Below are 25,773 nucleotides of genomic sequence, written 5' to 3'. Positions count from 1 at the left end.
GCCTATACTTCAATGTCGGCGAGTTTAGTCATTGTGAAATAACCGGAGATGATGAGAATGGCAGCCACTCCCAAAGCAATGTAGCCGCAAGGGACGCTTTCCGGTTTGAAGAAGGTCATGATATAGTCGCGGTTAAGAAGGTAAAGCACACCAATCAGGATAAGCGGGAGGAGGGAGAGAAATTTTCCTGAATACATAACCTGGGTCGTGAGAACCCGAATTTCACCTTTGATTCTCACCCGTTCGCGGATGGTAAATGAGATTGTATCCAGAATTTCGGCCAAATTACCACCCACCTCACGCTGCACGTTGATAGCGGTGATGACCAGATCGAGATCATCGGAGGGAATGCGTTTGAGGAGGTTATCTAGAGCCTTTTCCATCGGAATACCCAGCTGCATTTCCTGCACTACGCGATGAAACTCATCTGAAATAGGTGGAGGTAATTCTTTGGAAACGGCTTCCATAGCCTGCATGGTGGAGTAACCGGCGCGCAGCCCGTTCACCATGAGATTGAGCATGTCCGAAAGTTGTTCATTGAAACGGATAAGCCTTTTATTTTGTTGACGTTTTACGTAAAAGCGAGGCAAAAATGCGCCGGCGATTGCGCCAAGGATTGCGGTGATGATACTGTATTGACCAATGACATAGCCCACTCCTGCCATTACGACGATGCTGATGACAATCAAAGCAATGAATTCACCGGGACGGAATTTGATGTCTGCCCGGCTGAGTTCTTGTGAGATTCGATCCCCCAGAGAAGAGCGTTCAACCCGCCTATTTAACCAGTCGGTCAGGGGGGTGGAACGTCCCTTTTCACTTAAAATTTCCTGCTGTTGGGTTTCAACATAGCGTCCCAGGCGTTCCTCGACCATGCTGCGTTCGCTGGTTATTGAAACGACGATGCCGAGGATTAGCAGCAGAAAGGCAAATCCACCTCCGATCAGTAAAACCATGGTTGGGCTGAATATCATAGGTTCACCTGCTTTCTGGCACTTATTGAGCCAAATGGCTTCGGTATCTTAGCGTCTGCGGGCTTCTCCCAACCCCCATAACGAGGGAGGAAGATGAATACCGGCTGCTTCGATTTTCTCGTAAAACCTTGGGCGCAGTCCGGTGGGGCGTAAGCGTCCAATGACTTTGCCGTTCTCATAACCGGCCTGTTCGAACTGGTAAATATCCGTCATGGTAATCACATCACCTTCCATGCCGGATACTTCACAGATGTTGACCACCTTACGGGTGCCGTCCCTCAAACGTTCTTGATGAACAACCACATCAATAGCCGATGAAACCTGTTCGCGAATGGCGCGAACCGGCAGGTCCATGCCGGCCATCATCACCATTGTTTCCAGACGGGAAAGTGTGTCGCGCGGACTGTTGGAGTGCAGTGTAGTCATTGAGCCATCATGGCCGGTATTCATCGCCTGGAGCATGTCCAGCGCAGCCTCATCGCGGATTTCGCCCACGATGATGCGATCGGGGCGCATACGCAATGAGTTAATCACCAGTTGGCGAATGGTGATTTCCCCGCGTCCTTCAATGTTGGGCGGGCGAGACTCGAGGGTGACAACATGCTCTTGACGAAGTTGAAGTTCTGCGGCGTTTTCGATTGTAATAATGCGTTCGTCAGCCGGGATAAAGCCGGAGAGAACGTTCAAGAGGGTGGTTTTCCCGGAGCCGGTACCTCCCGAAATGACGATGTTCAAACGTGCCTTAACGCATGCATCTAACAGCTGAATTGCTTCGGGGGTGATCGAGCCAAATTGGATCAATTGATCCACGGTGATGGGATTTCGGGCGAATTTACGAATGGTGAGCACTGGTCCAACCAGCGAGATGGGGGGAATCACTGCATTGACACGGGAGCCATCCGGCAAGCGGGCATCAACATAGGGAGAAGATTCGTCAATGCGTCTTCCTAAAGGTGCAACGATGCGTTCGATGATACGCATGACATGCTCGTTATTCTCGAAGGTGATGGGGGCTCGTTGAATTTTACCTCGCCGTTCAACATAAACGTTCTTTGCACCGTTGACCATGATTTCCGTGATGCTGTCGTCGTCCAACAATGGCTGGAGCGGGCCAAAACCGAGGATTTCTGCAGCGATTTGCTCGTACATTCTGGCCTTTTCGGGGCGAGAAAGGACAATGTTTTCCTCGGTCAGGATTTGCTCAAACAACTCCTGGATCGTTCGACGCACTTCGGCAGTGCGGGTTACATCCATATTGCTGTCCAGATTTGAGAGCAATTTATTCTGTACGCGCACCTTCAGGTCCTGGTAGGTATCCTGAGTGGTTGGCATGGATGGTGCGCCAACCCGCCGAGCCGGAATAGAGGAAGGAGGAGTGGTACCGCCGGGTACTTTCCCTGTCCCCCCTGGGGTTGGAGTTTGATCACCTTGAATTCTTTTTAATATGGACATGGCTAAATCTCCCCTGATTTACCTTTACTTTCTCCCTATCACTTCTCTTTCGGGAGTGGTTTCGTCTTGTTGAATCCGTTTGTAGATTTGATCAACCAGGTTGTGGAAATTACGGCTTACAAGCAAGTTCGGATTTTCGATAACAATCGGTGTTCCGCGATTTACCGAGTATGGAATGTTTCTTTCATCCAACACGATCGAGCAAATAATCGGATGGTGTAGCCTTTCGCTGATGGTTTCTGCGGTTAATTTTAAGCGATTGTCGAAACGATTGAGGACAAACAGGATACGGTCAATGATCTTTGATTCATTGGCGATGGAGAGGAAAACACTGCAACTTCGTAAAGCGGGGATATCCTGGGTTGTGACCAGTATGATGTAATCTGAAACCTCTAAAGCGGCCTGAACCGTCTCAGTCATGTAGGATGCAGTGTCCACGACGACAAAATTGTAAATTTGTTGAAGAAACTGCAAGGTGATCTTGAACTGGTCAGCGGTGATGGTTTCGGCAAGTTCAGGGCTTGGTGGACAGGCGAGAATCTGGATGCCAGATGTTTTGTGAGTCGTGACAACATCCTCGACAATCTCGGGGTCCAGTTCCTCGGCGCGCCTGGTGAGGTCGTATAAACTATTTCGCCCTTGCTCGTTGAGGAAGATAGCCACATCACCGAATTGAAGGTCGCCATCCACAATAAGCACTTTATTATCGGCTTTTTTGAGAGCGATTGCCACATTGGTGGCAATGGTGGTGCAGCCGACTCCTCCCTTAGGACTGTAGACTGTGATAATTTTTCCCTTTTGCAGTACTGGGGAGGAGCCGGCTTGAGCCGTATCCATGTTGTAAGCCGGTAAAACGGACGCAACTTTCTTGCGATCCTCGGCGGCCATTTGACCGGCTCTCAGGATGGCTGTAATCAAATCATCGGCATTGGGAGGTTTGCTCAGGAAGTCGGTCGCTCCGGCAATCATTGCCCGTCGCATGTAGTTCGGGTCATTTTGGACCGTAAGGATGACCACCCGCGTAAAGGGAACTTTTTTGCGAATCCTTTCAGTGGCAGTGATGCCATCCATGTCCGGCATATTGATATCCATGATAGCCACATCGGGCTTGGTTTCTAGTGCCAGACGGATGGATTCCTCACCATTGGCAGCAAATCCAACAATTTCGATCCGCTCATCAAACTTGAGCAGCTCCGCAATAACCTGGCGGGTGTGACTATTATCATCTACGATAATAACTCGAACTAATTCGTTATCAGGCATACATTCTCCTAACCAAACCGGTAATTCATGCGGGGTTCCGTCTTATTGAACCGGTACGGGGGTCGGGCCGAGTTCCGGCATCTTGAGTTTATCTACACGCGGTTCAATGGCGTAGGGCAGTTTGGCGGGAAGTGGGATATTCTTTTGATCCATGAGATACTGCTGTGTAACGGCATCTGTTACGATGGGTTTGGTGTCGGTGGGGTTGCGCAGAGCCAGGTTGAGGGTCACCTCACTCAAAAGCATATAATTCAATGCAACGGCATCCTGCGGGCTGACCACCAATGTGATGGGGAAAGGTTCGCCAAATCCCTGAACAGGTGCTGGTTGTGCTCCTTGTTGCTGTTGTTCCTGCGGGATGGGGGTGGGTTGAACCTGAGGTTGGGACTCCTGCCCGGTTCGGAGCACAACAGCGTCTTGGATCACGGTCTGACAGACCAATCGCGGCCGCTGTGGTTCAGAGGGCACGATGTAAAGAGGTAAATTGAGGGTGGGGTCTAATTGTGCTCTTCCTTCGGTTGCTCCGTCAGGCGCCGGGATAATTCCAGCCGAGGCTCGTTCGGGTCCGGCCTGTTCACCACCGGCTGCGCCCGGTCGCTCAACTACACCGACCTCATTGGGTAATTTTGACTGGAACTGGGTGTCCACATCCACCAGCAACATACAACCAATCACCATGACATGGTCCCCGGGTGCAAGGGAGTTATCTACGGAAGTTAACCGGGTTGCCGGGATTGGCATGGCAACAAAATCCTTTGGTACGTCAAAGGATGCCACCGATCCACCGGCAGGTTCGATCAAAACTGCTTTGGTGAGTGGAACGCTGGGCTGTAGATCATATCTGGCGCGACTGCCAATGACCGATTGAATGTCGCGGATGAAAGTGCCTTCGACATAAGAGTCAGCGGGATAGTCAATCATCATCACTTTGGCTTCGGTGATCTCTTCGCCACGGGCGATGAACTGGGTTGTGATAACGATTTGTACCATCTGTTTTGCTGGTTCTGCTGTGGGAAGGGGTTGTGCGCTCTGTTGTTGTTGCATCTGCAGCCACAGATAGACTGCACCGACTGCAAAGATCAAGATTAGAGCCACCAGGATGATGATTTGCCCACCTCTTTTACCTTTAGCGGCCATGGAAATTCCTCCTGAGTTGAGATATGAATTTTGAAATGTGCATAAGTGTTTGGGAATGGGTGTGAGGAGTTAAGAACCTGAAAAATGCCAATAAAACCACCAAAAAGCATTTGACTATATCACCATTATATAATATCAATCAAAATGTGCAAGGATTATGATGAGCAAAAATCCTAATACTTTTGAAAGTTCGGTTTGTTTTTAAATGATAAACCCTGCCAGAACAGGGTTTATCAAAAAGGGCTGAAATGAAAGACGACGAAGAATTAGATAGAATTCATGATGTTGGAGAAGATGTTGCCGATGGCCGGGCCGAGCAATGCCAAAATAACGATCACAACAACGGCTACCAGAACAAGAATTAACGCATACTCTACCAGACCCTGGGCTTTTTCTTTGGGAGCGAATAACATGACTGTTCACCTCCTTTCTGCTCGTAAATTATTAAGTACCAAATCTAAACTTTATTATAACCATGTCATGTGATAAATCAAGCATTCTTAATTACAAATACCTTACAATGAGATCTGCAATGATTTATCAAAAGGCAAAAGATAACCCCCACATATTGTGGGGGTTATCTTTTTTTCAAAAGCGAGTTGCTAGATAGCTCTCATGATGTTGGAGAAGATGTTGCCGATGGCCGGGCCGAGCAATGCCAAAATAACGATCACAACAACGGCTACCAGAACAAGAATTAACGCATACTCTACCAGACCCTGGGCTTTTTCCTTCGGTGCGAACAGCATTTATCTCACCTCCCTTCTGTTCAAGATTTACTATTTGAATGTAATTATTTTATACACCATTCCTGTAAAAATACAAGTGATTTTTTCCCTGATTTCCGAGATTTTCAAGAAATTGCAACCAGAGAAAAATAAATAACGTATACAATACCGAATTGTGATGAATTTTTGATTACATCCCTAAACGATTTGGTAAAACTGGTTGCAGCAGCAGGGTGGGATGGCTATAATGATAAAAGATCAATGACAAATTGGGAGGCAAAATGAGCGACTTATTTGAACGGGTTACGGGTGATCAGGACATCATCAAAAAGTTGTTGGCCAATGTGCCGGGTTTTAAGGGCTATCTTGAAAAAAGGAATCGCAAGATTTCCGATAAACTATTGCGAGAAGCGGTAGCCAACCGGTTCGAACAATTATGGCAGCGGATTTCGGGTTTACAGCTAGAGTTGATTTCATCCGGTGAAATTGGCCGAATTGACGATCTGGAAGCAGCGGCAATTAAACTGCGTCAGTTCGTTGATCGGATTCGCACGGCTTCCTACGGCTATTCTCCGTTTTTTGCAGCTGTAAAGATCAACAGCGAAGATCTCGCACGAGTGTATGAGTATGATAGTGCAATGTTTGATCTGGCCGATGAAGTTGCCCGGGCAATTGACCACGTTGAGGCTTCTTTAGGAACCGAAGGTCTGCCGGCTGCCATACGAAACCTTACCACCACAGCCCAGGCCTGTTTGGATGCCTTCAATAAGAGAGACGAAATCATGATAAATTTTCAGGCTGGCGGGACAGAATCGTAAATTCCAGTCACATGTTTTGAGAGGAGTGATCATACCATGGCAAGAATATTTGATGTTGTTGAATATCCGAGCGAGATGACCGATGAGCTGGTTCATCGCTTCCCTGAGCAAGGAATTGCCGATTTGCGGCTCGGTTCTCAGGTGATTGTGCGTGAGTCTCAAAATGCGGTGTTTATGCGAGACGGTCATGCCCTCGATGTGTTTGGTCCCGGCCGCCATACCATCACAACTGCGAATATACCGCTTTTGACTCGACTGATTGGGCTGGCCTTTAACGACCGCACTCCTTTTACCGCAGAGGTTTATTTTGTTTCGATGCGGGAATTCCCCGATCGAAAATGGGGCACCCCGCAACCCATTCTCGTCAGAAATCCGGGGATGGGATTGGGAGTTGCGTTGCTGCAGGGCTTTGGTACATATAGTTTTCAGGTAAAGGATGCCCAGCAGTTTGTAACCCAAATTGTAGGGGCGCAGGGTGCCTATCGCATGGCCGATATTGAAAACCGCCTGCGCACCATGCTGCTTTCCAAACTGCAAGACCTGTTGGGTGAAATTGGGGCAACAAAATCTGTTGCTGAAATGATTGGACTGATTGAAGAAATTGGGGCAGGCGTGCGCGCCAAAGCACAAGATGACTTTGCCGCATTGGGTCTTCTGCTGAAATCCTTCTACATTGGAAGCCTCAAACCATCTGAAAAATCTGCAGAAGAACTGCGCGCGATGGGCATGCTCGATATGGCAACCTATACCCAATTGCAGGCGGCAGATGCATTGCGCGACGCGGCCCAAAATCCCAGCGGCGGGGCGGGTTTGACTGCGGGGATTGGTGCCGGTGTAGGCTTGGGAAATGTCATCTCCCAATCTTTACAAGGCATGGCCAGTGGCGGGCAAGGCGGACAAGCCACCTCGGCGGCTGGGGCAGCAGCAATTCCCTCGGTTATGACGCCGGGTGAGGCGGCTCAGATTCTCAAAGTCTCAGAAGAAGATGTGGTGGCAGCAATTCAGTCCGGGGAATTGAAAGCCAAAAAGATTGGAAACGCTTATCGAATCAGCAAAGAAGCTCTGGAAGAGTTCTTGAAAGGTTGAGATTTTTGAAAAAGACCCGGCTTGATGAAATGTCGGGTCTTTTTGTATTTAAAACCTTATTTATCTGAATTGACCTCGTGGTATAATCCCCACATCGGTCAAGGCCGGGTATCTTTGGTTTGGGGAGAGTCTATGAATCTACATGAATATCAGGCAAAACAAATCTTTTCGCAGTATGGGATACCCATCCCGCGCGGAAGGGTGGCTGCCAATCCTGCCGAGGCAAAACAAATCGCCGAAGAATTGGGCGGAAAAGTTGTCGTAAAATCGCAGGTTCTGGTGGGCGGCAGAGGGAAGGCTGGCGGCATTCGTCTGGCAAAATCGAGCCAGGAAGCTGAAGAACTGGCAACTTTGATTTTAGGAATGGAAATTAAAGGTTTGCCTGTTCGAAAGGTGCTGGTGGATGAAGCCGTGAGTATCGAAAAAGAGATCTACCTGGGGATAACCAACGATCGTTCTTCTAGAAAGCCGGTTTTGATGGCTTCTGCTGAGGGCGGGGTGGATATTGAGGAAGTAGCCGCCCGAACTCCCGAAAAAATCATCAAAATCCTGATTGATCCGCTTTTGGGACTGAGAGAATATCAATCCCGGGATGTTGCGGTCTCGATTGACCTGCCCAAACCATTTTGGCGTTCGTTTATCTCCCTGGCTGAATCTTTATGGCGAGTCTATCGCGAAACCGATGCAACCCTGGTTGAAATTAATCCATTGGTGATCACCAAAGATCAACGATTACTGGCATTGGATGGAAAGATGAGCATAGACGATAACGCTCTCTTCCGTCACACGGATTTGGCTGAAAAGCGGGATCTGGATATTGAAGCACCTGCTGAAATTGAAGCCAGAAAATACGGTTTATCGTACATTAAGCTCGATGGAGAAATTGGCTGTATGGTCAACGGTGCTGGTTTGGCAATGGCGACAATGGACATCATCAAATTATACGGCGGGTCACCGGCGAATTTTCTGGACATTGGCGGAGGAGCCGGCGCAGATAAGGTGGCAGCCGCGCTGAGGATTATTCTTTCCGATGCAAATGTCAAAGCAGTATTGATCAATATTTTTGGTGGAATTACCCGCTGTGACGAGGTTGCACGTGGAATCCTTGCCGCGATCGGGGAAGTTAAGCCGAGTGTACCCATGGTGGTAAGACTGGTTGGAACCAATGCCGAAGAAGGTCGTCGTCTGCTTGCGGATGCTCAGATGATCACAGCTGAAACGCTGGTCGAAGCCGCTCAGAAGTCGGTTCAGGTTGCCCAGGGAGGTGCATGATGAGTATCCTGATTAACAAGCATTCGCGGGTGGTGGTGCAAGGAATAACCGGGCATGAAGGTTCATTTCACGCTCAGCAGATGATCGCTTATGGAACCAATGTTGTGGCTGGGGTGACCCCCGGCAAAGGCGGCGAATGGGTGCTGGATGGAAAGGTACCAGTTTTTGATTCGGTAAAAGTGGCCGTAGAAGCTACTGGAGCGAATGTTTCGGTGATTTTTGTGCCGGCTCGGTTTGCAGCAGATGCGATCTTTGAAGCGGCTGATTCGGGAGTCCCGCTCATCTTCTGTATTACTGAGGGTATTCCCGTACAGGACATGATGGTAGTGCGTGCTTATCTGGATCAGAAAGGTGTTCGGTTGGTTGGCCCGAATTGCCCGGGAGCATTAACTCCCGGTGAGGCAAAAGTGGGGATCATACCAGGCAACATTGCAATACCCGGAGATATTGGCGTGGTGTCTCGTTCCGGAACTTTGACTTATGAAGTGTTGTACGCCTTGAAACTCCACGGGATGGGCGCCAGTACCTGCGTTGGCATTGGTGGCGACCCGGTAAACGGCACCCCCTTTATAGATGCGTTAAGTTTATTCGAAGCAGATCCCTACACCGAACGAGTGATTTTGATTGGAGAAATCGGTGGGTCGGATGAAGAGAAAGCCGCTGAATATATTTCAAGGCATATGACCAAACCAGTGGTTGCCTTTATTGCCGGTCAAACCGCTCCCCCCGGCAAACGAATGGGACACGCAGGCGCTATTATCGAAGGCGGAAGCGGGACGGCCGCGGATAAAATACAGGCTTTGAACAATGCCGGTGTTCGAGTTGCGCGCCACCCGGAGGAAATACCGTCCCTTCTGCGAAGTTGAAAAAATGGATTTTGGGTTATAAATGAGGTAGCGTGGAAAAGATAATCATTCGACCATTTCCACGCTACTTCTTCTTTTACTTTTTATGAGATTGAATGTAATTTACTGCATCCTGCACGGATTTGATTTGGCGGGCGTCTTCATCGCTGATTGCCAGATCGAATTTTTCGCTCAACCCATCAATCAAGAAAAACTGATCCATCGAGTCCGCTTTTAAGTCTTCAATAAAACGTGTTTCTGGAGTGATTTCCGCCCCATCTACTTTCAGGACTTCCACAATGACTGCTTTGACTTCTTCGTAAAGATCACTCATACCAAACCTCCAAATAGTTTATACCTGCTGTGAAATTATTGTAACTTTCCTATCTATTCTGTCAAGCCTGTATTAGCAAAAAACATTTTCACCAATGAAAAGCGAGATTTTTGTATGATCAGAATCGTCTATTTCCCCAAAATTGGTGTCCCCCAATTCAATCTGCCGTTTACTTCTTTGAGAAGTGCCCTCGCCGATCCGGAAGGGTTGGTTTGGGTTGATATGGTGGAATCCGATGCGGATGAGATAAACCGTGTTCTGGTCAATCAGTTTCACTTTCACCCGCTGGCGGTGGAAGACTGCCAATCGGATGGATACCAGACACCCAAACTTGATGATTACGGAGATTATCTGTTTTTGATTATTCAATCGGTGATCGGCGAAGGTTCGTTCGAAGATGAACCGACCCGAGAATTGAATATATTCCTTGGAAAAAATTATCTGGTTTCCAGTTCCTTGAAAAAAATCACGGCTGTCGAAATTTTCAGGAAACGGCTCGAAAAAGATGAACGGCTTTATCAAAATGGTTCCGATTTTCTCTGTCATGCGCTATTGGATCGGGTGGTAGATGACTTCATTCCGCATCTGGATCAACTTGAGGAAGAAATAGACTACCTCGAAGAGGCGGTGCTTTCAAACCCTGACCCGAAAACCCTTGAGCGGATTTTACGATTGAAACGCTACACTATGACCCTGAGGCGGGTGATCGCTCCACAGCGGGAGGTAATCAATCGTCTGTGCCGGGATGACTTTCCGATGATTGATCCCTACAGCCGAATGTATTTCCGGGACATCTACGATCATCTTGTGAGAATTTATGATCTCTTAGACGGAATCCGGGATATGACCACCAGTGCTTTAGAGGTCTACCTCAACGCAACCTCCCTGCGCCTGAACGAAGTCATGAAGGCATTGACTATCGTTTCTACTATCTTTTTGCCGCTTTCCTTCGTGGCAGGAGTGTATGGGATGAATTTCCATTACATGCCTGAACTGGAATGGAGATGGGGTTATCCAATGGTTTGGCTGATTTTTATTTTGATTGTGGCAGGTATGTTGACTTTTTTCCGGAAGAGACGCTGGTTTTAAGTTGACAAATTAGAATAAATGTTCTATAATGAACTTGCACAAAATTGTTCCTTTGTGCAGGAGTAAATGAGATGACCGCAAGACCCTATTATGAGCCAAACCATTGGCAAAAGGTGCTTCATTATCTTCAGAGTCAACGCAAGGCAATTTATGGAGCAATTCTGGTGGTGGCTTTAATTGGATTTGAAGTATTCAATTACAGCACTACAGAACTTGCTCTGGGGGATTTATTGGGAGAGCTGCGTTTTGCCGGTTTCCGATGGGCAACAATTCTGGCCGTCGCTTTTTGTGGAATTGATTTTGCAGGGATAGCACGGTTGTTCCTACCCGAATCGCATGATTCAAGGGAAACATGGTACTTGATGGGGGCGTGGTTGATTGCGGCAACAATGAATGCCGTCCTGACCTGGTGGAGCATCTCACTGGTTTTGGTCAACCGGACCCTTCAAAGCAGCTCATTCATCTCACAAGATATTTTAATTGAGGTGATCCCTGTTTTTATTGCCGTACTGGTGTGGATTACCCGAATTCTTCTGATTGGCACATTTTCATTCGATGCTACATGGCCAGAAGAGAGAACCACAGAGCGTGTGCCAGAAAGGAATATGGCTCAAGTGGAAAGAAGCGTTCCAAATTCCTCAATCCCTGGTGCTCAGCCATTACGCCTGACCCGCAAGGAAGCGATCTACGCTCAAAGCCGCAAGTCAAAGGAAATTCGCCCCGAACCAGAATATGTTAGCGAGAACAGCGATGAAGCGTATATTCCAGTGCCGGAATTGCGCCGAAACGCCGTAATCCCCGTAGATCAGCGGACTTTGCGCTAGTTGTTGATCATTTTCAAGACGGATCTCAAGGCATCACTGGCGCTGGAAAACACCGTAGCACCTGATTCTTCCAATGCTTTTTTCTTGTGCGGGTGAGTGGTGATCCCCCAAAGATAACAGGTTACTACCCAGCCGGCATTCTCAAGGATCTGTGATGCACGCAACACCGAGCGGATTCCGTTTGGTGAATCCTCAAAAATGTGTATGTGGAGCGGTTCATTTGGAAGATACCTGGCGAGATGAGCGGTTGATTTTACCTGTTCCTGGAAAGGAATGCCTTGATACAGGCTCATGCAAAATTCCACAGCTTCAGGAAGATCGTTAAACGCCAGTGCTATGGCGGTTAAGGCATGAAATTCTGAGGGTTTTAAGACCTGATCAATTGCAAGATGATATTGCTGGCATGCCCACAAGAGAGTTCCGTAACCAGCCAGTGCAATACCGTCCAATCCTGTCATCCGAAGAGCAATTTCGGCTTCGGGAGAGAAGCCGGCGCGGTAATGATTCCCATTGACTGAAACCCCCTGTAATCGGTTGGGACGCAAAGTCATTGCCGCGGCCTGAATTCGACGGTTTTGGAGATGATTTCTTAATTCAATTTGAAGTTCTGCTGGCAGATTGGGTTGATCGTATTTTTCCAGAGTAGACTCAACGGCAACGGCTGGTAATCCCGGATAAATTTGCTTAAAGGTGGTTTCGCCCAGTACGTGATTTTGAAACAAGCGGCTGAAGGGATTTTTGGAAAAATCACGCGTGTTTGAAAGTATTTCACCCGCAAAGGGTTGAGCAGCAAGATTGGGATAAGGATGATGGGAAAGATTTTCCCGAAAACGGTTATAAATCGAGTCGGCAAGAGGTAACCCCGCTGTACCCCATTTCAACCATTGTGGGATATGTGCGGTATAAGCGGGGCGGTCATGCAGCGGGCTGCAATCGCGGAACCACTCAATAGCATGTTGTAAAGAAGGCAGGTGAATGTTTTGGGTGGAAAGTGCAGTTTCGAAAATCGTGGCATATGTCAGAGGGATCATATCCCATTCGCTGGTAATGCCGTTTGCTTCAAAAATGCCGATTTCCTCTTCGGTTAGATTGAAATGATCCGGCAAGCCGAGTTGTTCGAGAAAAAACGCAATGGTTCGATGAAGAGCGGTGCGATAGCCGCCGGGTTTAACCAGCACTCCGTCAATATCCAGTAAAAAAATGTTTGCCATAGCCAAACCTCTGAAGGCTCATTATAATAGGTAAGGTCTTTTTTTTGTAAAATCATCCATTCGATACAAGGTGAAAAAATGATTGACTTGACGACGGATTCATGCTCAGATTTATCCCGTGAGATTATTCAAAGTCGGAATATCCGCGTCCTTCCGCTACAAGTATTTATTAATAATCAGAATTTGAAAGATGGGGAGGTAACCCCTCAACAGTTATTTAAGTTTGTAGAAGAAAGTGGCAACCTTCCCAAAACGGCTGCGCCTTCGATTGCCGAATTTGCCGAGTTTTTCAGGACTCCCGGTGAAACAATTTATATTGGTATTTCATCTAAACTTTCTGCCACAGTCCCTAACAGTATTCTTGCTTTGGAGTTATTGGATGGCAACAAGAAAGTTTATATTGTTGATTCGCTGAATCTCTCCACGGGAATTGGTCTGCTGGTGTTGAAGGCAGCCGATTTACGCGATGCTGGCTGGGGTGCAGCAGAAATAAGTGAAGAAATCCAGCGCTGGGTACCCAAAGTACGCACTTCATTTATCATTGATACAATGGAGTATCTTTACAAAGGTGGTCGGTGTACGGCCTTACAGGCAATTGTTGGTTCGGTTTTGAAAATACGGCCGATTATCGAAGTTCGCAGCGATGGGACACTGGGTGTCAAGGAGAAAATACGTGGGGGGCGGATGAAGGGATTGAACTCCATGCTGGAGGATTTCAAATCCCATTTACCCCATGTGGATCCAACCCGTGTTTTCGTCACGCATACAGGATGTGATGAGGATGCTGCGTATCTGGTGGAAGAAATTCGAAAGACTGGAGCCGTGCAAGAAGTTCTGGTTACGATAGCGGGCGCAACCATTTCGAGCCATTGTGGCCCGAACACCATCGGCATTTTATTTATGCTTAAGTAAAACAGGCGCAGGCAAATGGTTTTGCACTGCGCCTGAGATGGTTGGATTTTCCAAAAAAATTAAATCAAGCCGACCATCTTACCCACTTTTTCGAATATCCCAATGACCCGGTCGAGTTGCTCATCGGTGTGAGTTGCCATGTAACTGGTGCGCAACAACTGATGACCGGGGGCAACCGCGGGACTGATGACGGGGTTGACGAAAACCCCATTTTCAAAGAGTAATTTCCAGGTGAGGAAGGTTTTTTCATCATCCCCAATTATGATGGGGACAATGGGGGTAACCGAATGACCAATGTTAAAGCCCAGATCGGTGTAGGCTTTGCGCATTCTTGCTCCAATTTCATTAACCCGTGCAATTCTTTCGGGTTCCTCGCGCATGATTTTTAGGGCTGTGAGAGCGGCGACCGCATTGGATGCGGGAATACTGGCGCTGAAAATCAACGAGCGGGCATGATGCTTGATGTAATGGATGACATCTTCATCTCCAGCCACAAAACCGCCCAGGGAGGCAAAGGACTTACTGAAGGTGGACATAATCAGATCCACATCTTCGGTGACCCCGAAATGAGCTGCCGTACCGCGTCCGCCACCGAGGACACCCATTGCATGAGCATCATCTACCATCAAACGTGCTCCATACTTTTTGGCAACCGGAATTAGATCAGGAAGAGGTGCAAGATCACCTTCCATACTGAAAAGCCCATCCACAACAATCAATTTTCCGGCAGCCTCTGGCAGTGATTGAAGCACACGTTCGAGGTGTTCCATGTCATTGTGACGGAAGCGTTCAATTTTGCCATAACCAAGCCGAGCGCCATCCACGATGCTGGCATGGTCATCTTTATCAAGAATGACGTAATCTCCCCGTCCGACCAGAGCACTAACCGCTCCAAGATTGGCCTGCATGCCGGTGGAGAATACCAGCGCAGATTCTTTTCCAACCCACTCGGCAAGTTCATGTTCCAGCTGTTCGTGGAGTGCCAGGGTACCGTTTAGGAACCGCGATCCAGTGCAGCTGGTGCCGTAGCGCTCCAAAGCAGCACAGGCCGCTTCTTTAACCCGTGGGTCGGTTGTCAGGCCAAGATAATTGTTTGAACCACACATAATCAGGCGATGACCGTTGTAGACAACCTCTGTTCCTTCGTTTTCATCAAGAGGGATAAAGTATGGATAAAAACCCTGAGCAATTGCCTCTTTGGCTGCGGTAAATTGTCGGCATTTTTCAAATATATCCATGATAACAAACCTCTTCTCTTTGTTGAATGATTGCAAATCTTATGAAAAATATATTCGTCCAAATCAACCGGATTTTCTGGCTAAATCCGAAACCAAAAGTTGTCTGGAAAATCCTGTCTGGATTATACCCTGTTCGCCGATTTTCGAGATAAAAATTGAGGGGAGGTTTGTGATATTATTAACATGTCCAGAGATTATAAAAATCACAAAAAAAGGAGGTCAGTCATGGAACTCTACGGTGGTGTTGAAGCCGGTGGAACCAAGTTTGTTTGTGCAATCGGAACATCGCCAGAGGATATCCGCGCTGAGGTGCGCTTTCCGACGACTGAACCCAGGGAAACTCTGGCGAAGACGGTTGAGTTTTTCCGCCAGTACATGGTTAAAAATAATGCCCGGTTGACGGCGATTGGAGTTGGCTCGTTTGGCCCATTGGATCTTAACCCGTCCTCTCCAAATTTCGGAAAAATAACTACAACCCCCAAATCTGGTTGGGCTTTTACCCCGCTTGTTCAAACGTTGCAGGATGGAACCGGAGTACCGGTCTTTCTGGATACGGATGTCAACGCCGCTGCTTTGGGTGAAGGGACATGGGGGGCGGCCAAAGGATTGAAGGATTATATGTATATCACCATCGGCACCGGCATTGGAGGCGGGTTAATCATCAATGGAATGCCGCATCACGGATTGGTTCACCCTGAAATGGGGCATATTCGCTTAATCCATGATCAAAAAGCAGACCCATTTGTTGGAATCTGCCCTTTTCACGGGGATTGTTTTGAAGGGCTTGCCAGTGGGCCGGCTTTACAAGCCCGGCTGGGTAAACCGGCCGAGAGCGTTCCCGCCTATCATCCGATCTGGGAGCTGGAAGCCGAGTATATTGCGCTGGCGTTGAATGACTTTATTTGTGTCGTTTCACCACAACGCATCATTCTGGGAGGAGGGGTGATGCAGCAAACCCATCTGTTTCCCATGATTCGCGTTAAAGTCCAGCAATTTCTCAATCGGTATATCTTTGCTTCGCAGATTCTGGAACGGATTGACGAGTACATCGTCCCCCCTGCATTGGGGAACCGGGCTGGAGTCATGGGCGCAATAGCCCTCGCCAAATTGCGGGTAGAAGGTTGATTGTTTGGAGAAAAGGCATGCCGCCGCGCTTAATCTTTTTTTGTGAATTGGATACTCCCCAATTAAGGGAATTGTTTCAAACCAATGAGGTTTTAGACGCTCTGCAAAAGTTGGGGGCGGGGGTTGCGCTGGCCATTCGGGATTTTTCGGATGAGAGGGCGCAGGTTGTCTGTCGGATGAATGAGGCTGGCATACCTGTCACCGCCTGGCTATTATTGCCTGAAGAGCAAGGTTACTGGTTCAATCTGGATAACGCTCCATTGGCGGTTCAGCGCTATGCTGACTTTAAGGCATGGAGTGAAAAAAAGGGATTGAAGTGGCAGAGAATTGGGCTGGACATTGAACCGGATTTTCGATTGATTACTGCGCTTAAGGAAGGTGTGTTCCCGTTTTTCAAGGTTTTATTTCTCACTCTCAAGCGCCGCAAAAAACTATTCTCCACCGCCCGGAAGATGTATGAACAGCTGATTGAGCAAATTCATGCAGATGGTTATGAGGTAGAAGCCTACCAATTACCGCCTGTTTTGGAAGAGCGCCGAACCCGCTCGTCGGTTTTACAACGTTGGCTGGGGATTCTTGATCTGGCGGTTGATCGTGAGATCTTGATGTTGTATTCCAGTTTTAGCCGGCCGTGGGGAGATGCCATGTTGTTGAGTTACGGCAAAGATGCACAATATGTTGCTATTGGCAGCACGGGCGGCGGGGTTGATTTAGAAGGAGTGGCGGATACCCGTCCGCTGGACTGGCAGGAATTCAGCCGGGATTTGTTAATCGCCGGACTGTTAAAGCCGGAGGTTGCGGTATTCAGTCTTGAGGGTTGTGTTCACCAGGGTTTTCTGGAGCGCCTGGAGAAATTTGACTGGCAGCAATCCATTCAGGTTGAGCGGAAGAAATACGTCATTGTACAGCAGGTGAGACAACTGCTGGCAGCCAAATTATGGTTGCTGGAACGCCCTTGGCTGCCAGCAGTTATTTTCCTTTTGCTGATTCTGCTTCAAGTCAGGCGGCGAAGGAACTTAGATTAAGTCTTCGACTGATGCCTTGGTCAGGTGGATGCGAATGACACGGCGTTGGCGGGCAAGTAGTGCTTCCAGATCGCCGAGGGCTTGTGCGCGTTCAAGGATGCCAAAGGAGATTCCCCGGCCTGGGATTTCCACGTCCTGATCCACTTCCCGGGTGATTTGCAGGAACAGGGCGCGATCAGGGCCGCCTTTGTGCAGCTGCCCGGTGGAGTGCAGGAAGCGCGGGCCAAATCCCAGGGTTGTTGCGCAGCCGGTTTTTTCCAAAATGACATGACGAAGTTTTTGGAGCACCTCCAAAGTTTGAGAATTTCGGGGGAGATAAGCGTTGATTGCTACGTAATCCTCTTTGCGCGCTTCTCGGAGGAAGAGCTGGACAACTTCTCGCAAGGTGGAAGCGCCAGTCAGCCCTTCCAATTGAATTCCATAAACTCTCCCCTGCTCATTTTCCCACCGAGGTTGACCTTCGTCCAAAACCGCGGTGCGCCGATACTCCTCAATCTTTCGGGTGGTGCGGTCTTTGTTATCCTGCACATCTGGCTGGTCAAATCCGTTGATGCCTAAAATTGCACTGGCTACAGCCGTCGCCATTTCCCAACGGTAAAACTCCGCCCCCAAATCATAAGCATCTTTCAAATCAAAAACCAGTACAGGATGACCTGCCTGACGCAGAGCATTCGCCCGTTCGTCCCACAACCCGTTGGAGCGGAAATAAACAAACAGACGATCTTCCCCATAATGTTCAGCCGCCACGGGGGGTTCAAGATCAACCGGAATAATGCCTTTCCCTTCCTTGCCGGTTGACTCGGCAATCAACTGCTCCAACCAGGAGCCGAATGACTCGAAAGGCGGTTCGGCGAGAATGGTCAACTTGTCGCGGCCATCAAGCACGGCTTCTCCCAGGATTGTACCCAAGACCAAACCCGGATTGCGGGCCGCCGGCAAAGCCGGCAAGGATTGCGCCATCATCCGCTCGGCACGCTGGAGAAGGGTGTCGAGATTGATGCCCAACAGAGCAGCCGGGAATAATCCAAAAGGGGTCAAGGCTGAGTACCGTCCGCCGACTTGCGGGTCACCGGCTAAGATGGCGCGAAAACCTTTTTCGCGTGCCAGTTTCTCCAACACTGTGCCCGGATCGGTGATTGCCACGAAGTGAGCCGCTGCCTTACCGCCCAGGGTGGTTTGAGCTTGCTGCCAGAAGTAGTCGAAAAAGGCGTTGACTTCACTGGTGGTTCCGGATTTGCTGGAAACGATAAAGAGGGTTTGCTCCAAGGGGGCGCGGCTGGCGGCTTCCAGAACTTGCTGAGGATCGGTGGAATCCAGGATGGCTAAATCCAGCGCATTTTGATCACCGATCCGACCGACGCCGAAGGTAAGACGCAAGACTTCGGGAGCGAGAGATGAACCGCCCATACCGAGCAAAAGCGCGTGAGTCAGACCGTCCTTGCTGCAGGATTCAGCCAACTGTTGATAATCCCGGTGGAGTACACGGCTGTTTTGAGGGGAATGCAGCCAGCCCAGCCGCTGGCGAATTTCAGCCTGCCCATTTGGATCCTCCGTCCACAAAGATGGGTCCATATCGAAAATGCGCCGGACGACTTGTTCCTGTTCCTGCCGTTTGACCGACTCGGGCAGGGAATTGCGCAGGGGGCCAAGTTCCTCAACAGCGGCCTGACGGCGTTGCTCGATGGCCTGTTGCAGGGCTGTAAATGCATCCGCAAAAGCTTTGACTCCCTCAACTTCCAGCTCGTAGGTAACCTGATCCATCGAGATGCCTAATTCTTCCAGCTGCCGGATCACTTTCTTTTCTGCTTCTACATCCGGTCCCAATTTGACCTGCGCTTCACCGTGGTCAAGAAAAGCTTCCAGTGTTTGAGGCGGAACGGTATTGACCGTATCGGGACCGATCAACTCTTCCACGTAAATGACATCCCGATAAGCAGGATTTTTGGTGCTGGTGGATGCCCAGAGTGGGCGTTGGGTGCGGGCGCCTTTTTCCCGCAGAACGACAAAGCGTTCTTCGGCGAATTTTTTAAGGTAGAGGGCATAGGCTAAACGGGCATTGGCAATGGCTGCCTTGCCAAGCAGAGATTGGGCAAGGCCGGCGTTGCTTTCCTCGTTCTGGATAATTTCATTGAGGCGTTGGTCAACCTTTGTATCCACGCGAGAAACGAAAAAGGAAGCCACCGAAGCAATTCGATCAACCGGCAAACCCTGGGCAAGACGGTCTTCCAGACCGGAAAGGTAAGCATCAATGACTTCGGCGTAGCGGACGAGAGAAAAGATCAGCGTAACATTGACATTGATCCCGGCGGCAATGGTCTTGCGAATGGCAGGGATGCCAGCAGCAGTAGCGGGGATTTTGATCATCAAATTAGGGCGGTTGACCAGCGACCACAACCGTTGAGACTCGGTGATTGTACCGTTCGTATCGTTGGCCAACAACGGGTTGACTTCCAAACTCACGTAGCCGTCGGAGGCGTTGGATTCTTCGTATAGCGGTCGGAACAAATCAGCAGCGGCCTGAATGTCTTCGATTGCCAGTTGGTAAAAAATCTGCTCGGCGTTCCAACCCGACCAGGCCATTGGTTTGAGTGCGGCGTCGTAATCATTTGAGCGGGCGATGGCATTGTGAAATATGGTCGGATTCGAAGTAACCCCGCGAATTAAGCCTTGCTCGATCAATTGAGCTAATTTGCCGTTTTCCAGTAAGGAACGTTGAATGTTATCGTACCATAAGGATTGGCCGAGCTGATGAAGCCGATGGATACGATTCATGTGCACACCTCTCAATTTTCTTTTTCGATGGTCTGAATTTTTCCAAAGCGGCGGGCATGGCGTTCTTCACCGCTGAATGAAGCCGATAAAAAGGCACGGACAATTTCTTTGGCCAGTTCCGCACCGATGATCCGGGATCCGAGACAAAGCACATTCATGTTGTCGTGTTCAACCCCTTGGTGGGCGGAATAGGTATCATGGCATAAACCAGCGTAGATGCCCTTGAACTTATTGGCAGCAATGCTGGCACCCACACCCGATCCGCAAATGACAATTGCTCGCTGGGCTTCACCGCCGATTACTGCCTGGCAAGCCTTGCGAGTGAAGTCGGGGTAATCAACCGCCTCGGTGGAGTTGGTACCGAGATCGAGTACCTCGTGCCCGGCAGCCCGCACCGCAGCGATGATTTCGTCCTTTAATAAAAAACCGGCATGATCACAAGAAATGGCCACACGCATGGACTGTTTCTCCTATGGATTGCTGACGCCAAGCAAGTTGCGGGCTTCTTTGAGGATATTGGTGGAAGTCAATCCAAACTCTTCGTAAATTCTTTTGTAAGGAGCAGATGCACCGAAACGCTCAATACTGAGGATGCGTCCCTGATCGCCGACGTAGCGATGCCAGCCCTGTGCCACGCCGGCTTCAACTGCCAGACGGCGCTTGATGGACGGGGGTAAAACCTCATCCCGATAGGACTGGTCTTGCTGTTCAAACAATTCCCAGGATGGGAATGAAACCAGACGGACATTGTAACCTTCGGCAGCCAGATTGTAACCGGCTTCCACAATTAAAGCGACCTCGGAGCCAGAAGCCATCAAAATAATTTGGGGTTTGGCTCCGCCGAGGTCTGCCAGCACATAAGCCCCCCGGTGTAATCCATCGGCAGGGGCAAAGGTGGTGCGGTCAAAAACAGGTACAGCCTGACGAGTCAGGGCAAAAGCGGTTGGCTGGTGACGGTTTCGGATGGCGGCGATCCAGGCTTCGCGAACTTCGTTGGCGTCTGCCGGACGGATAACCACCAGATTGGGAATGGCACGCAGGGCAGCCAGGTGCTCAACCGGTTGATGAGTGGGGCCGTCTTCTCCCAAACCAATGCTATCATGCGTGTAGACCCAAATGGAAGGGATATGGGACAGTGCGGAGATGCGCACCGCCGGCCGCATGTAATCCGAAAAGACCAGAAATGTTCCGCAGTAGGGGATTACTCCACCGTGCAGGGTCATGCCATTGACCACTGCACCCATGCCATGTTCACGAACCCCAAAATGAATGTTCCGGCCGAGACGATTATCCGCCTGAAAGGAAGGGCTGCCGTTGATCCAGGTATTGTTGGAGGGTGTCAGGTCGGCTGAACCACCAATCAATTCGGGCAGGCGTTCGGCTAAGGCATTAATCACTTTACCAGAAGCAGCCCGGGTGGCCAGGCCTTTCGGATCGGCAGAAAATTCGGGCAGGTTTTGATCCCAACCATCGGGGAGTTCTCCGGCCAGCCGGCGCTTTAATTCCGTTGCCAGTGTGGGGTAAGCCTGCTGGTAGGACTTGAAGAGGCGCTGCCACTTACGTTCAGCGCGTTGACCGTTTTTGAGCGCTAATCGAAAGAATTGAAGCACATCCTCAGGAATATAAAAATCCGGTTCAAGCGGCCAGCCCAGTTTTTGTTTAGCACCACGCAATTCGTCTTCGCCGGGGGGTTCACCATGGGCTTTGGCGGTATCCTGACGGGTGGGTAATCCATAACCGATGTGCGTACGGCAAATGATCAGCGAGGGACGAGGATCTTTGCGGGCTTTACGAATGGCTGCCTCAACTTCACGGATAGATAGACCATCCACATTGCGGATGACTTGCCAGCCATAGGCTTCAAATCGCCTGGCACGGTCTTCGGTGAAAGCCAGGTCGGTAGAGCCATCAATCGAGATACGATTGTCATCATACAGGTAAATCAATTTACCCAGCCGCAGATGGCCGGCCAGGGAGGCGGCTTCTGAGGCGACGCCTTCCATCAGGTCACCATCGGTGACAATGGCATAGACATAATGGTTGATGATCTCGAAGCCGGGACGATTGAATTCGGCTGCCAGATGGGCTTCGGCGATTGCCATGCCAACACCGTTGGCAAAGCCCTGACCTAAAGGCCCGGTAGTGGTTTCCACACCGGGGGTGAGGCCGTATTCTGGATGACCGGGGGTTCGGCTGCCCCACTGGCGGAAATTTCTTAATTCTTCCAGAGGGAGATCATAACCGGTCAGATGTAACAGGGAGTAGAGCAGCATGGAACCGTGACCGCCGGAGAGGATAAACCGGTCGCGATCCGGCCAGGCCGGGTTAGCCGGATGGTGTTTGAGGAAACGCGTCCAGATGACATACGCCAAAACGGCTGCTCCCATCGGTAAACCGGGGTGACCTGAATTGGCTTTCTGAACCGCATCCGCTGAAAGGAACCGAACAGTGTTGATGGCTTTTTCTTCGAAATCTGGAGTGAGTTTGCTCATGAGAATTTCCTTCCGTACGAGAAAAATTGAAGATTGTAAAATAATGCCTCGCTTGAAATTCTACCATTTTATTGTTTGGATGTTTCAGGATTGATTGCAGATACAAAAAAATGCACAGATTCGACTTACAGCCAGAATACTGTGCATTCAGGATTTACCGGGGAAAGTTTGTTTAATCGAGGCTCACTTTCCTCAACCGTAAACTGTTGCTGACCACAAAGACGCTGCTGAACGCCATTGCCGCAGCAGCCAACATGGGGTTCAGGAATCCCGCCGCTGCTGCCGGGATAAGGATGGTGTTGTAAAAGAAAGCCCAAAACAAATTTTGTTTAATCGTACTTAATGTCCGCCGTGCAAGGCGGATGGCACGAACCGCTGCACGTAGATCCCCGCTGATGAGGGTGATCGGCGCGGCAGCCATGGCAATATCGGTGCCTGTTCCGATTGCGATGCCAACATCGGCCTGGGCCAGCGCGGGGGCGTCATTTACACCGTCGCCAATCATGGCAACCACTTCACCCTCACTTTGCAGTTCTTTCACTTTTTGGGTTTTTCCATCTGGTAAAACTTCGGCACGAACGTCATCCACTCCCACCTGAGCAGCGATTGCTTCGGCGGTTCGGCGGTTATCTCCGGTTAGCAGGGTGACTTTCAAGCCAAGCCGATGAAATTCATCAATGGCTTCTTTTGATCCTTCCTTGACTTGATCGGCGATTCCGATGACACCTTGGAGGACTCCATCCACATTGACCAGAATGACGGTTTTTGCCGAATCTTCCAGCTGGGTAATCAGGGGTTGTACACCATTCAGAGAGATATTCTGGAAGACTTCCCAGCGGGGGCTGCCCACCCAGACCTGATGGCCTTCGACTTCGGCTTGAATTCCGTGACCGGTAACCGCCTGAAAGGATTGTGGTGAGGTTAATTTTAGATCGTGGTTACCAGCCTCGGCAATAATTGCTTGTGCGAGCGGGTGTTCACTGACCTGCTCGGCGCTGGCGGCAAGTCTTAGCCATTCCCAATCTGCCGGGCGATTGTCGGTTGGGGAATGAGCGAGTGAAATCAAATCGGTAACTCCCGGCTGACCGCGAGTGACGGTTCCGGTTTTATCCAAAACGACACGGGTGACCCGTGCGGCTCTCTCAAGGGCTTCGCTGTTTCGAATCAGAACACCGGCTTCAGCGCCGCGTCCTGTGGCGACCATGACGGCAGTCGGTGTTGCCAGGCCCAAAGCACACGGGCAGGCAATTACCAAAACTGCCACCATATTGACCATGGCACGGGTGAAAAGGCTGGTCTGAGTAGTTTCGGGTAGTGGAATGAGAAAATACCACACCAGGAAGGTGATCACGGCGATACCAATCACGGTTGGAACGAAGACGGCTGCAACCCGGTCAACCAGTTTTTGAATGGGAGCTTTGCTGCCCTGCGCTTCTTCTACCAGACGGATAATCTGGGCGAGTACAGTCTGTTTGCCAACCCGGCTGGCTTCAAAACGGATGAATCCGTTCAGGTTGAGGGTGGCTCCAATCACAGGATCACCGGGTCGTTTCTCCACCGGCATGGATTCGCCGGTCAGCATGGCTTCATCTACGCTGGTATGGCCTTCGATGATGACCCCGTCCACGGGAATTTTTTCACCGGGGCGCACCAACACAATATCGCCAATCGTTACTTCATCCACCGGGATTTCCATTTCCTGGTTATTGCGAGAAACCCGGGCGGTTCGTGCCTGCAGACCCATCAATTTTTTGATGGCTTCACTGGTGCGGCCTTTGGCACGCGCTTCTAGAAACTTACCCAATCGCACGAGAGTGATGATCACCGCCGCTGTTTCAAAGTAAACATGATCATTCACCAATCCCAGCAGAACGGCGATCGAATAAAAATAAGCAGTGGATGTACCCATGGCGATCAGGACATCCATGTTGGCCGAGCCGTTTCGAAGAGCGTGGTATGCGTTTCGATAATACTGACCGCCAACATAGAACTGAACCGGTGTGGCTAGAGCAAACAGCACCCAATTAAGCCAGTCCGAATGCCGCCATGCCATCGGCAGCACGCCAAAATCGCGTCCCATGGAAAGCAGAAAGAGGGGCAGCGTGAAAATGATGCCGGTAATCAACAGTATGCGTTGATGTCGAATCTCGGCGGCACGGGCTTCACCTTCCGCATCGTGGAGCGAGGCATCCTCCTCCAGTGCGGTAAACCCCGTGGATTGAATAACTTTTCGGATTTCGGTTTGGTTTAGCAGGGTGGGAATGTACTCCACCTGCACGCTTTCGGCAGGATAATTGACCTGAACTTTCAGGACTCCCTCCAGGCGGGTGAGGGCTTTTTCCAGACGCCGGGCATCGTTGTCATCGCTCATTCCTTGCACGACAAAACTGGCCCGGCCTGCCGCCACGCCATAGCCGGCGCGTTGAACGCGGTTGATCAGGTCATTCAATCCGACCAGTTGCGGGTCAAATTCGACCACAGCCCGCTCGGACGACAGGTTAACCGCAACCGATTGAACGCCGGTCTGTTTTTTAAGATTACGCTCGATGGTTGCGACACAATTAGCGCAGGTCATGCCGGTAACCGGCAGGACGACTTGCCTGGTTTCGCTCATGTTATTTCTGCACGGGGTAATTGATTTCCGCGAGCAAAGTTTCGATCTTTTCCGGGCTGGCGGGAGGGACAAACGTTACGACGACCTGTTTTGAGTTCAGATCAGCCTGAACCGATTGCACGCCCTCTAATTCACCGACTTCCATTTCGATGGTGTGAACGCAGTGATGGCAATGCATGCTCGGAACTGAGTAAGTGATGGTATTCATGAGATTCCTCCATGTAGATTTGGGTTTAGACTTTGGACATGGCTTCGTACACATCCACAATTTCGCGCAGGACGCGCTCTCTTTCCTGAGGGTCTTCCCCGCGGACAGCGGTAATCAGGCAGGTGTTGAGGTGGTTTTCCAGCAGGATTGAACTGACTTTGTTCAAAGCTGATTGGACTGCCTGAATCTGACGGATAATGTCAATGCAATAGGCATCTTCTTCGACCATCCGCTGAATACCACGTAAGTGGCCTTCGGCGGTTTTCAGGCGATTGAGTACGTTTTCATGTTTCATCAGCCACATCCTCCATGCCCACCCCGGTAGGGGTGGGGTTTAATGTAATATAATCCATT

General features: G+C 49.9%; 24 protein-coding genes. 9 read left to right on the top strand and 15 right to left on the bottom strand.

What is annotated here, in order from left to right; translation table 11 throughout:
* Positions 1-2: 2 nt before the first annotated feature.
* The 6 genes from AC812_RS14130 to AC812_RS17270 all read right to left on the bottom strand — a co-directional run bounded on the left by AC812_RS14130 (position 3) and on the right by AC812_RS17270 (position 5,575).
* A complete protein-coding gene (locus AC812_RS14130) occupies positions 3-974 on the bottom strand; it encodes a type II secretion system F family protein (protein ID WP_061917688.1) in 972 nt (323 codons plus the stop codon).
* 48 nt (positions 975-1,022) lie between these two features.
* Positions 1,023-2,426 (bottom strand): TadA family conjugal transfer-associated ATPase, encoded by a 1,404-nt coding sequence (locus tag AC812_RS14125; protein ID WP_061917685.1) that lies wholly within the window; start codon positions 2,424-2,426, stop codon positions 1,023-1,025.
* A gap of 24 nt (positions 2,427-2,450) precedes the next feature.
* Complete coding sequence (locus AC812_RS14120) at positions 2,451-3,689, bottom strand: CpaE/TadZ family protein (RefSeq protein ID WP_061917683.1); 1,239 nt, start codon at positions 3,687-3,689, stop codon at positions 2,451-2,453.
* A gap of 42 nt (positions 3,690-3,731) precedes the next feature.
* Positions 3,732-4,826 (bottom strand): SAF domain-containing protein, encoded by a 1,095-nt coding sequence (locus AC812_RS14115; protein WP_061917680.1) that lies wholly within the window; start codon positions 4,824-4,826, stop codon positions 3,732-3,734.
* 266 nt (positions 4,827-5,092) lie between these two features.
* Positions 5,093-5,239 carry a Flp family type IVb pilin gene (locus AC812_RS14110; protein ID WP_061917677.1) on the bottom strand — a complete coding sequence of 49 codons (147 nt, stop codon included), beginning with the start codon at positions 5,237-5,239 and terminating at the stop codon, positions 5,093-5,095.
* Positions 5,240-5,428: 189 nt separating this feature from the next.
* On the bottom strand, positions 5,429-5,575 hold the full coding sequence (locus AC812_RS17270; RefSeq protein ID WP_082149125.1) for a Flp family type IVb pilin: 147 nt from the start codon (positions 5,573-5,575) through the stop codon (positions 5,429-5,431).
* A gap of 260 nt (positions 5,576-5,835) precedes the next feature.
* Between AC812_RS17270 and AC812_RS14100 the strand changes: the two genes are divergently transcribed.
* From AC812_RS14100 to sucD, 4 genes are all read left to right on the top strand, one after another.
* Complete coding sequence (locus AC812_RS14100) at positions 5,836-6,372, top strand: hypothetical protein (RefSeq protein WP_061917672.1); 537 nt, start codon at positions 5,836-5,838, stop codon at positions 6,370-6,372.
* 36 nt (positions 6,373-6,408) lie between these two features.
* On the top strand, positions 6,409-7,458 hold the full coding sequence (locus tag AC812_RS14095; protein WP_061917669.1) for an SPFH domain-containing protein: 1,050 nt from the start codon (positions 6,409-6,411) through the stop codon (positions 7,456-7,458).
* Between the two features lie 132 nt (positions 7,459-7,590).
* Positions 7,591-8,730 (top strand): ADP-forming succinate--CoA ligase subunit beta, encoded by a 1,140-nt coding sequence (gene sucC / locus AC812_RS14090; RefSeq protein WP_061917666.1) that lies wholly within the window; start codon positions 7,591-7,593, stop codon positions 8,728-8,730.
* Entirely contained in the window at positions 8,730-9,596 is an 867-nt protein-coding gene (gene sucD, locus AC812_RS14085) for a succinate--CoA ligase subunit alpha (RefSeq protein ID WP_061917663.1), read from the top strand. Before sucC ends, sucD begins: the two co-directional genes overlap by 1 nt.
* 76 nt (positions 9,597-9,672) lie before the next feature.
* Here the strand turns inward: sucD and acpP are convergent, their stop codons facing one another.
* Positions 9,673-9,909 carry an acyl carrier protein gene (gene acpP, locus AC812_RS14080; RefSeq protein ID WP_061917660.1) on the bottom strand — a complete coding sequence of 79 codons (237 nt, stop codon included), beginning with the start codon at positions 9,907-9,909 and terminating at the stop codon, positions 9,673-9,675.
* 114 nt (positions 9,910-10,023) lie between these two features.
* On the opposite strand from acpP, the gene corA reads away from it, so the two are divergent.
* The gene (gene corA, locus AC812_RS14075) at positions 10,024-10,998 is read left to right on the top strand and encodes a magnesium/cobalt transporter CorA (protein WP_061917656.1); all 975 of its coding nucleotides are present in this window, start codon (positions 10,024-10,026) and stop codon (positions 10,996-10,998) included.
* A gap of 71 nt (positions 10,999-11,069) precedes the next feature.
* Positions 11,070-11,822, top strand: coding sequence for a hypothetical protein (locus AC812_RS14070; RefSeq protein ID WP_061917654.1), 753 nt, complete (start codon positions 11,070-11,072; stop codon positions 11,820-11,822).
* Here the strand turns inward: AC812_RS14070 and AC812_RS14065 are convergent.
* A complete protein-coding gene (locus AC812_RS14065) occupies positions 11,819-13,033 on the bottom strand; it encodes a hypothetical protein (RefSeq protein WP_061917651.1) in 1,215 nt (404 codons plus the stop codon). The genes AC812_RS14070 and AC812_RS14065 overlap by 4 nt on opposite strands.
* A gap of 78 nt (positions 13,034-13,111) precedes the next feature.
* On the opposite strand from AC812_RS14065, the gene AC812_RS14060 reads away from it, so the two are divergent.
* Positions 13,112-13,945, top strand: coding sequence for a DegV family protein (locus tag AC812_RS14060; protein WP_061917648.1), 834 nt, complete (start codon positions 13,112-13,114; stop codon positions 13,943-13,945).
* 59 nt (positions 13,946-14,004) lie between these two features.
* Here the strand turns inward: AC812_RS14060 and AC812_RS14055 are convergent, their stop codons facing one another.
* Positions 14,005-15,183, bottom strand: coding sequence for an aminotransferase class I/II-fold pyridoxal phosphate-dependent enzyme (locus tag AC812_RS14055; protein ID WP_061917646.1), 1,179 nt, complete (start codon positions 15,181-15,183; stop codon positions 14,005-14,007).
* Between the two features lie 225 nt (positions 15,184-15,408).
* Here AC812_RS14055 and AC812_RS14050 point away from each other — a divergent pair, with 225 nt between their 5' ends.
* Both AC812_RS14050 and AC812_RS14045 read left to right on the top strand, forming a co-directional pair.
* On the top strand, positions 15,409-16,308 hold the full coding sequence (locus tag AC812_RS14050) for an ROK family protein (protein WP_061917643.1): 900 nt from the start codon (positions 15,409-15,411) through the stop codon (positions 16,306-16,308).
* A gap of 17 nt (positions 16,309-16,325) precedes the next feature.
* A complete protein-coding gene (locus AC812_RS14045) occupies positions 16,326-17,333 on the top strand; it encodes a hypothetical protein (protein ID WP_061917640.1) in 1,008 nt (335 codons plus the stop codon).
* On the opposite strand, the gene AC812_RS14040 is transcribed toward AC812_RS14045, so the two are convergent.
* The 6 genes from AC812_RS14040 to AC812_RS14015 form a co-directional block, all read right to left on the bottom strand.
* Positions 17,325-20,105, bottom strand: coding sequence for a bifunctional transaldolase/phosoglucose isomerase (locus AC812_RS14040; RefSeq protein ID WP_061917637.1), 2,781 nt, complete (start codon positions 20,103-20,105; stop codon positions 17,325-17,327). The two genes, AC812_RS14045 and AC812_RS14040, sit on opposite strands and share 9 nt — an antisense overlap.
* Before the next feature lie 11 nt (positions 20,106-20,116).
* A complete protein-coding gene (gene rpiB / locus AC812_RS14035) occupies positions 20,117-20,563 on the bottom strand; it encodes a ribose 5-phosphate isomerase B (RefSeq protein ID WP_061917634.1) in 447 nt (148 codons plus the stop codon).
* A 12-nt stretch (positions 20,564-20,575) separates the two neighbouring features.
* On the bottom strand, positions 20,576-22,597 hold the full coding sequence (gene tkt / locus AC812_RS14030) for a transketolase (RefSeq protein ID WP_061917631.1): 2,022 nt from the start codon (positions 22,595-22,597) through the stop codon (positions 20,576-20,578).
* 172 nt (positions 22,598-22,769) lie between these two features.
* The gene (locus AC812_RS14025) at positions 22,770-25,211 is read right to left on the bottom strand and encodes a heavy metal translocating P-type ATPase (protein ID WP_061917628.1); all 2,442 of its coding nucleotides are present in this window, start codon (positions 25,209-25,211) and stop codon (positions 22,770-22,772) included.
* Between the two features lies 1 nt (position 25,212).
* Positions 25,213-25,419 carry a heavy-metal-associated domain-containing protein gene (locus AC812_RS14020; RefSeq protein WP_061917625.1) on the bottom strand — a complete coding sequence of 69 codons (207 nt, stop codon included), beginning with the start codon at positions 25,417-25,419 and terminating at the stop codon, positions 25,213-25,215.
* 25 nt (positions 25,420-25,444) lie between these two features.
* Entirely contained in the window at positions 25,445-25,714 is a 270-nt protein-coding gene (locus tag AC812_RS14015; protein ID WP_272897785.1) for a metal-sensitive transcriptional regulator, read from the bottom strand.
* Positions 25,715-25,773: the final 59 nt, after the last annotated feature.

It is taken from the genome of Bellilinea caldifistulae (genome assembly GCF_001306055.1).
GTDB classification, from domain to species: Bacteria; Chloroflexota; Anaerolineae; order Anaerolineales; family Anaerolineaceae; genus Bellilinea; species Bellilinea caldifistulae.
The sequence above is the reverse complement of the archived record's forward strand: the minus strand, read 5'-3'. Positions and strand labels throughout refer to the sequence as shown.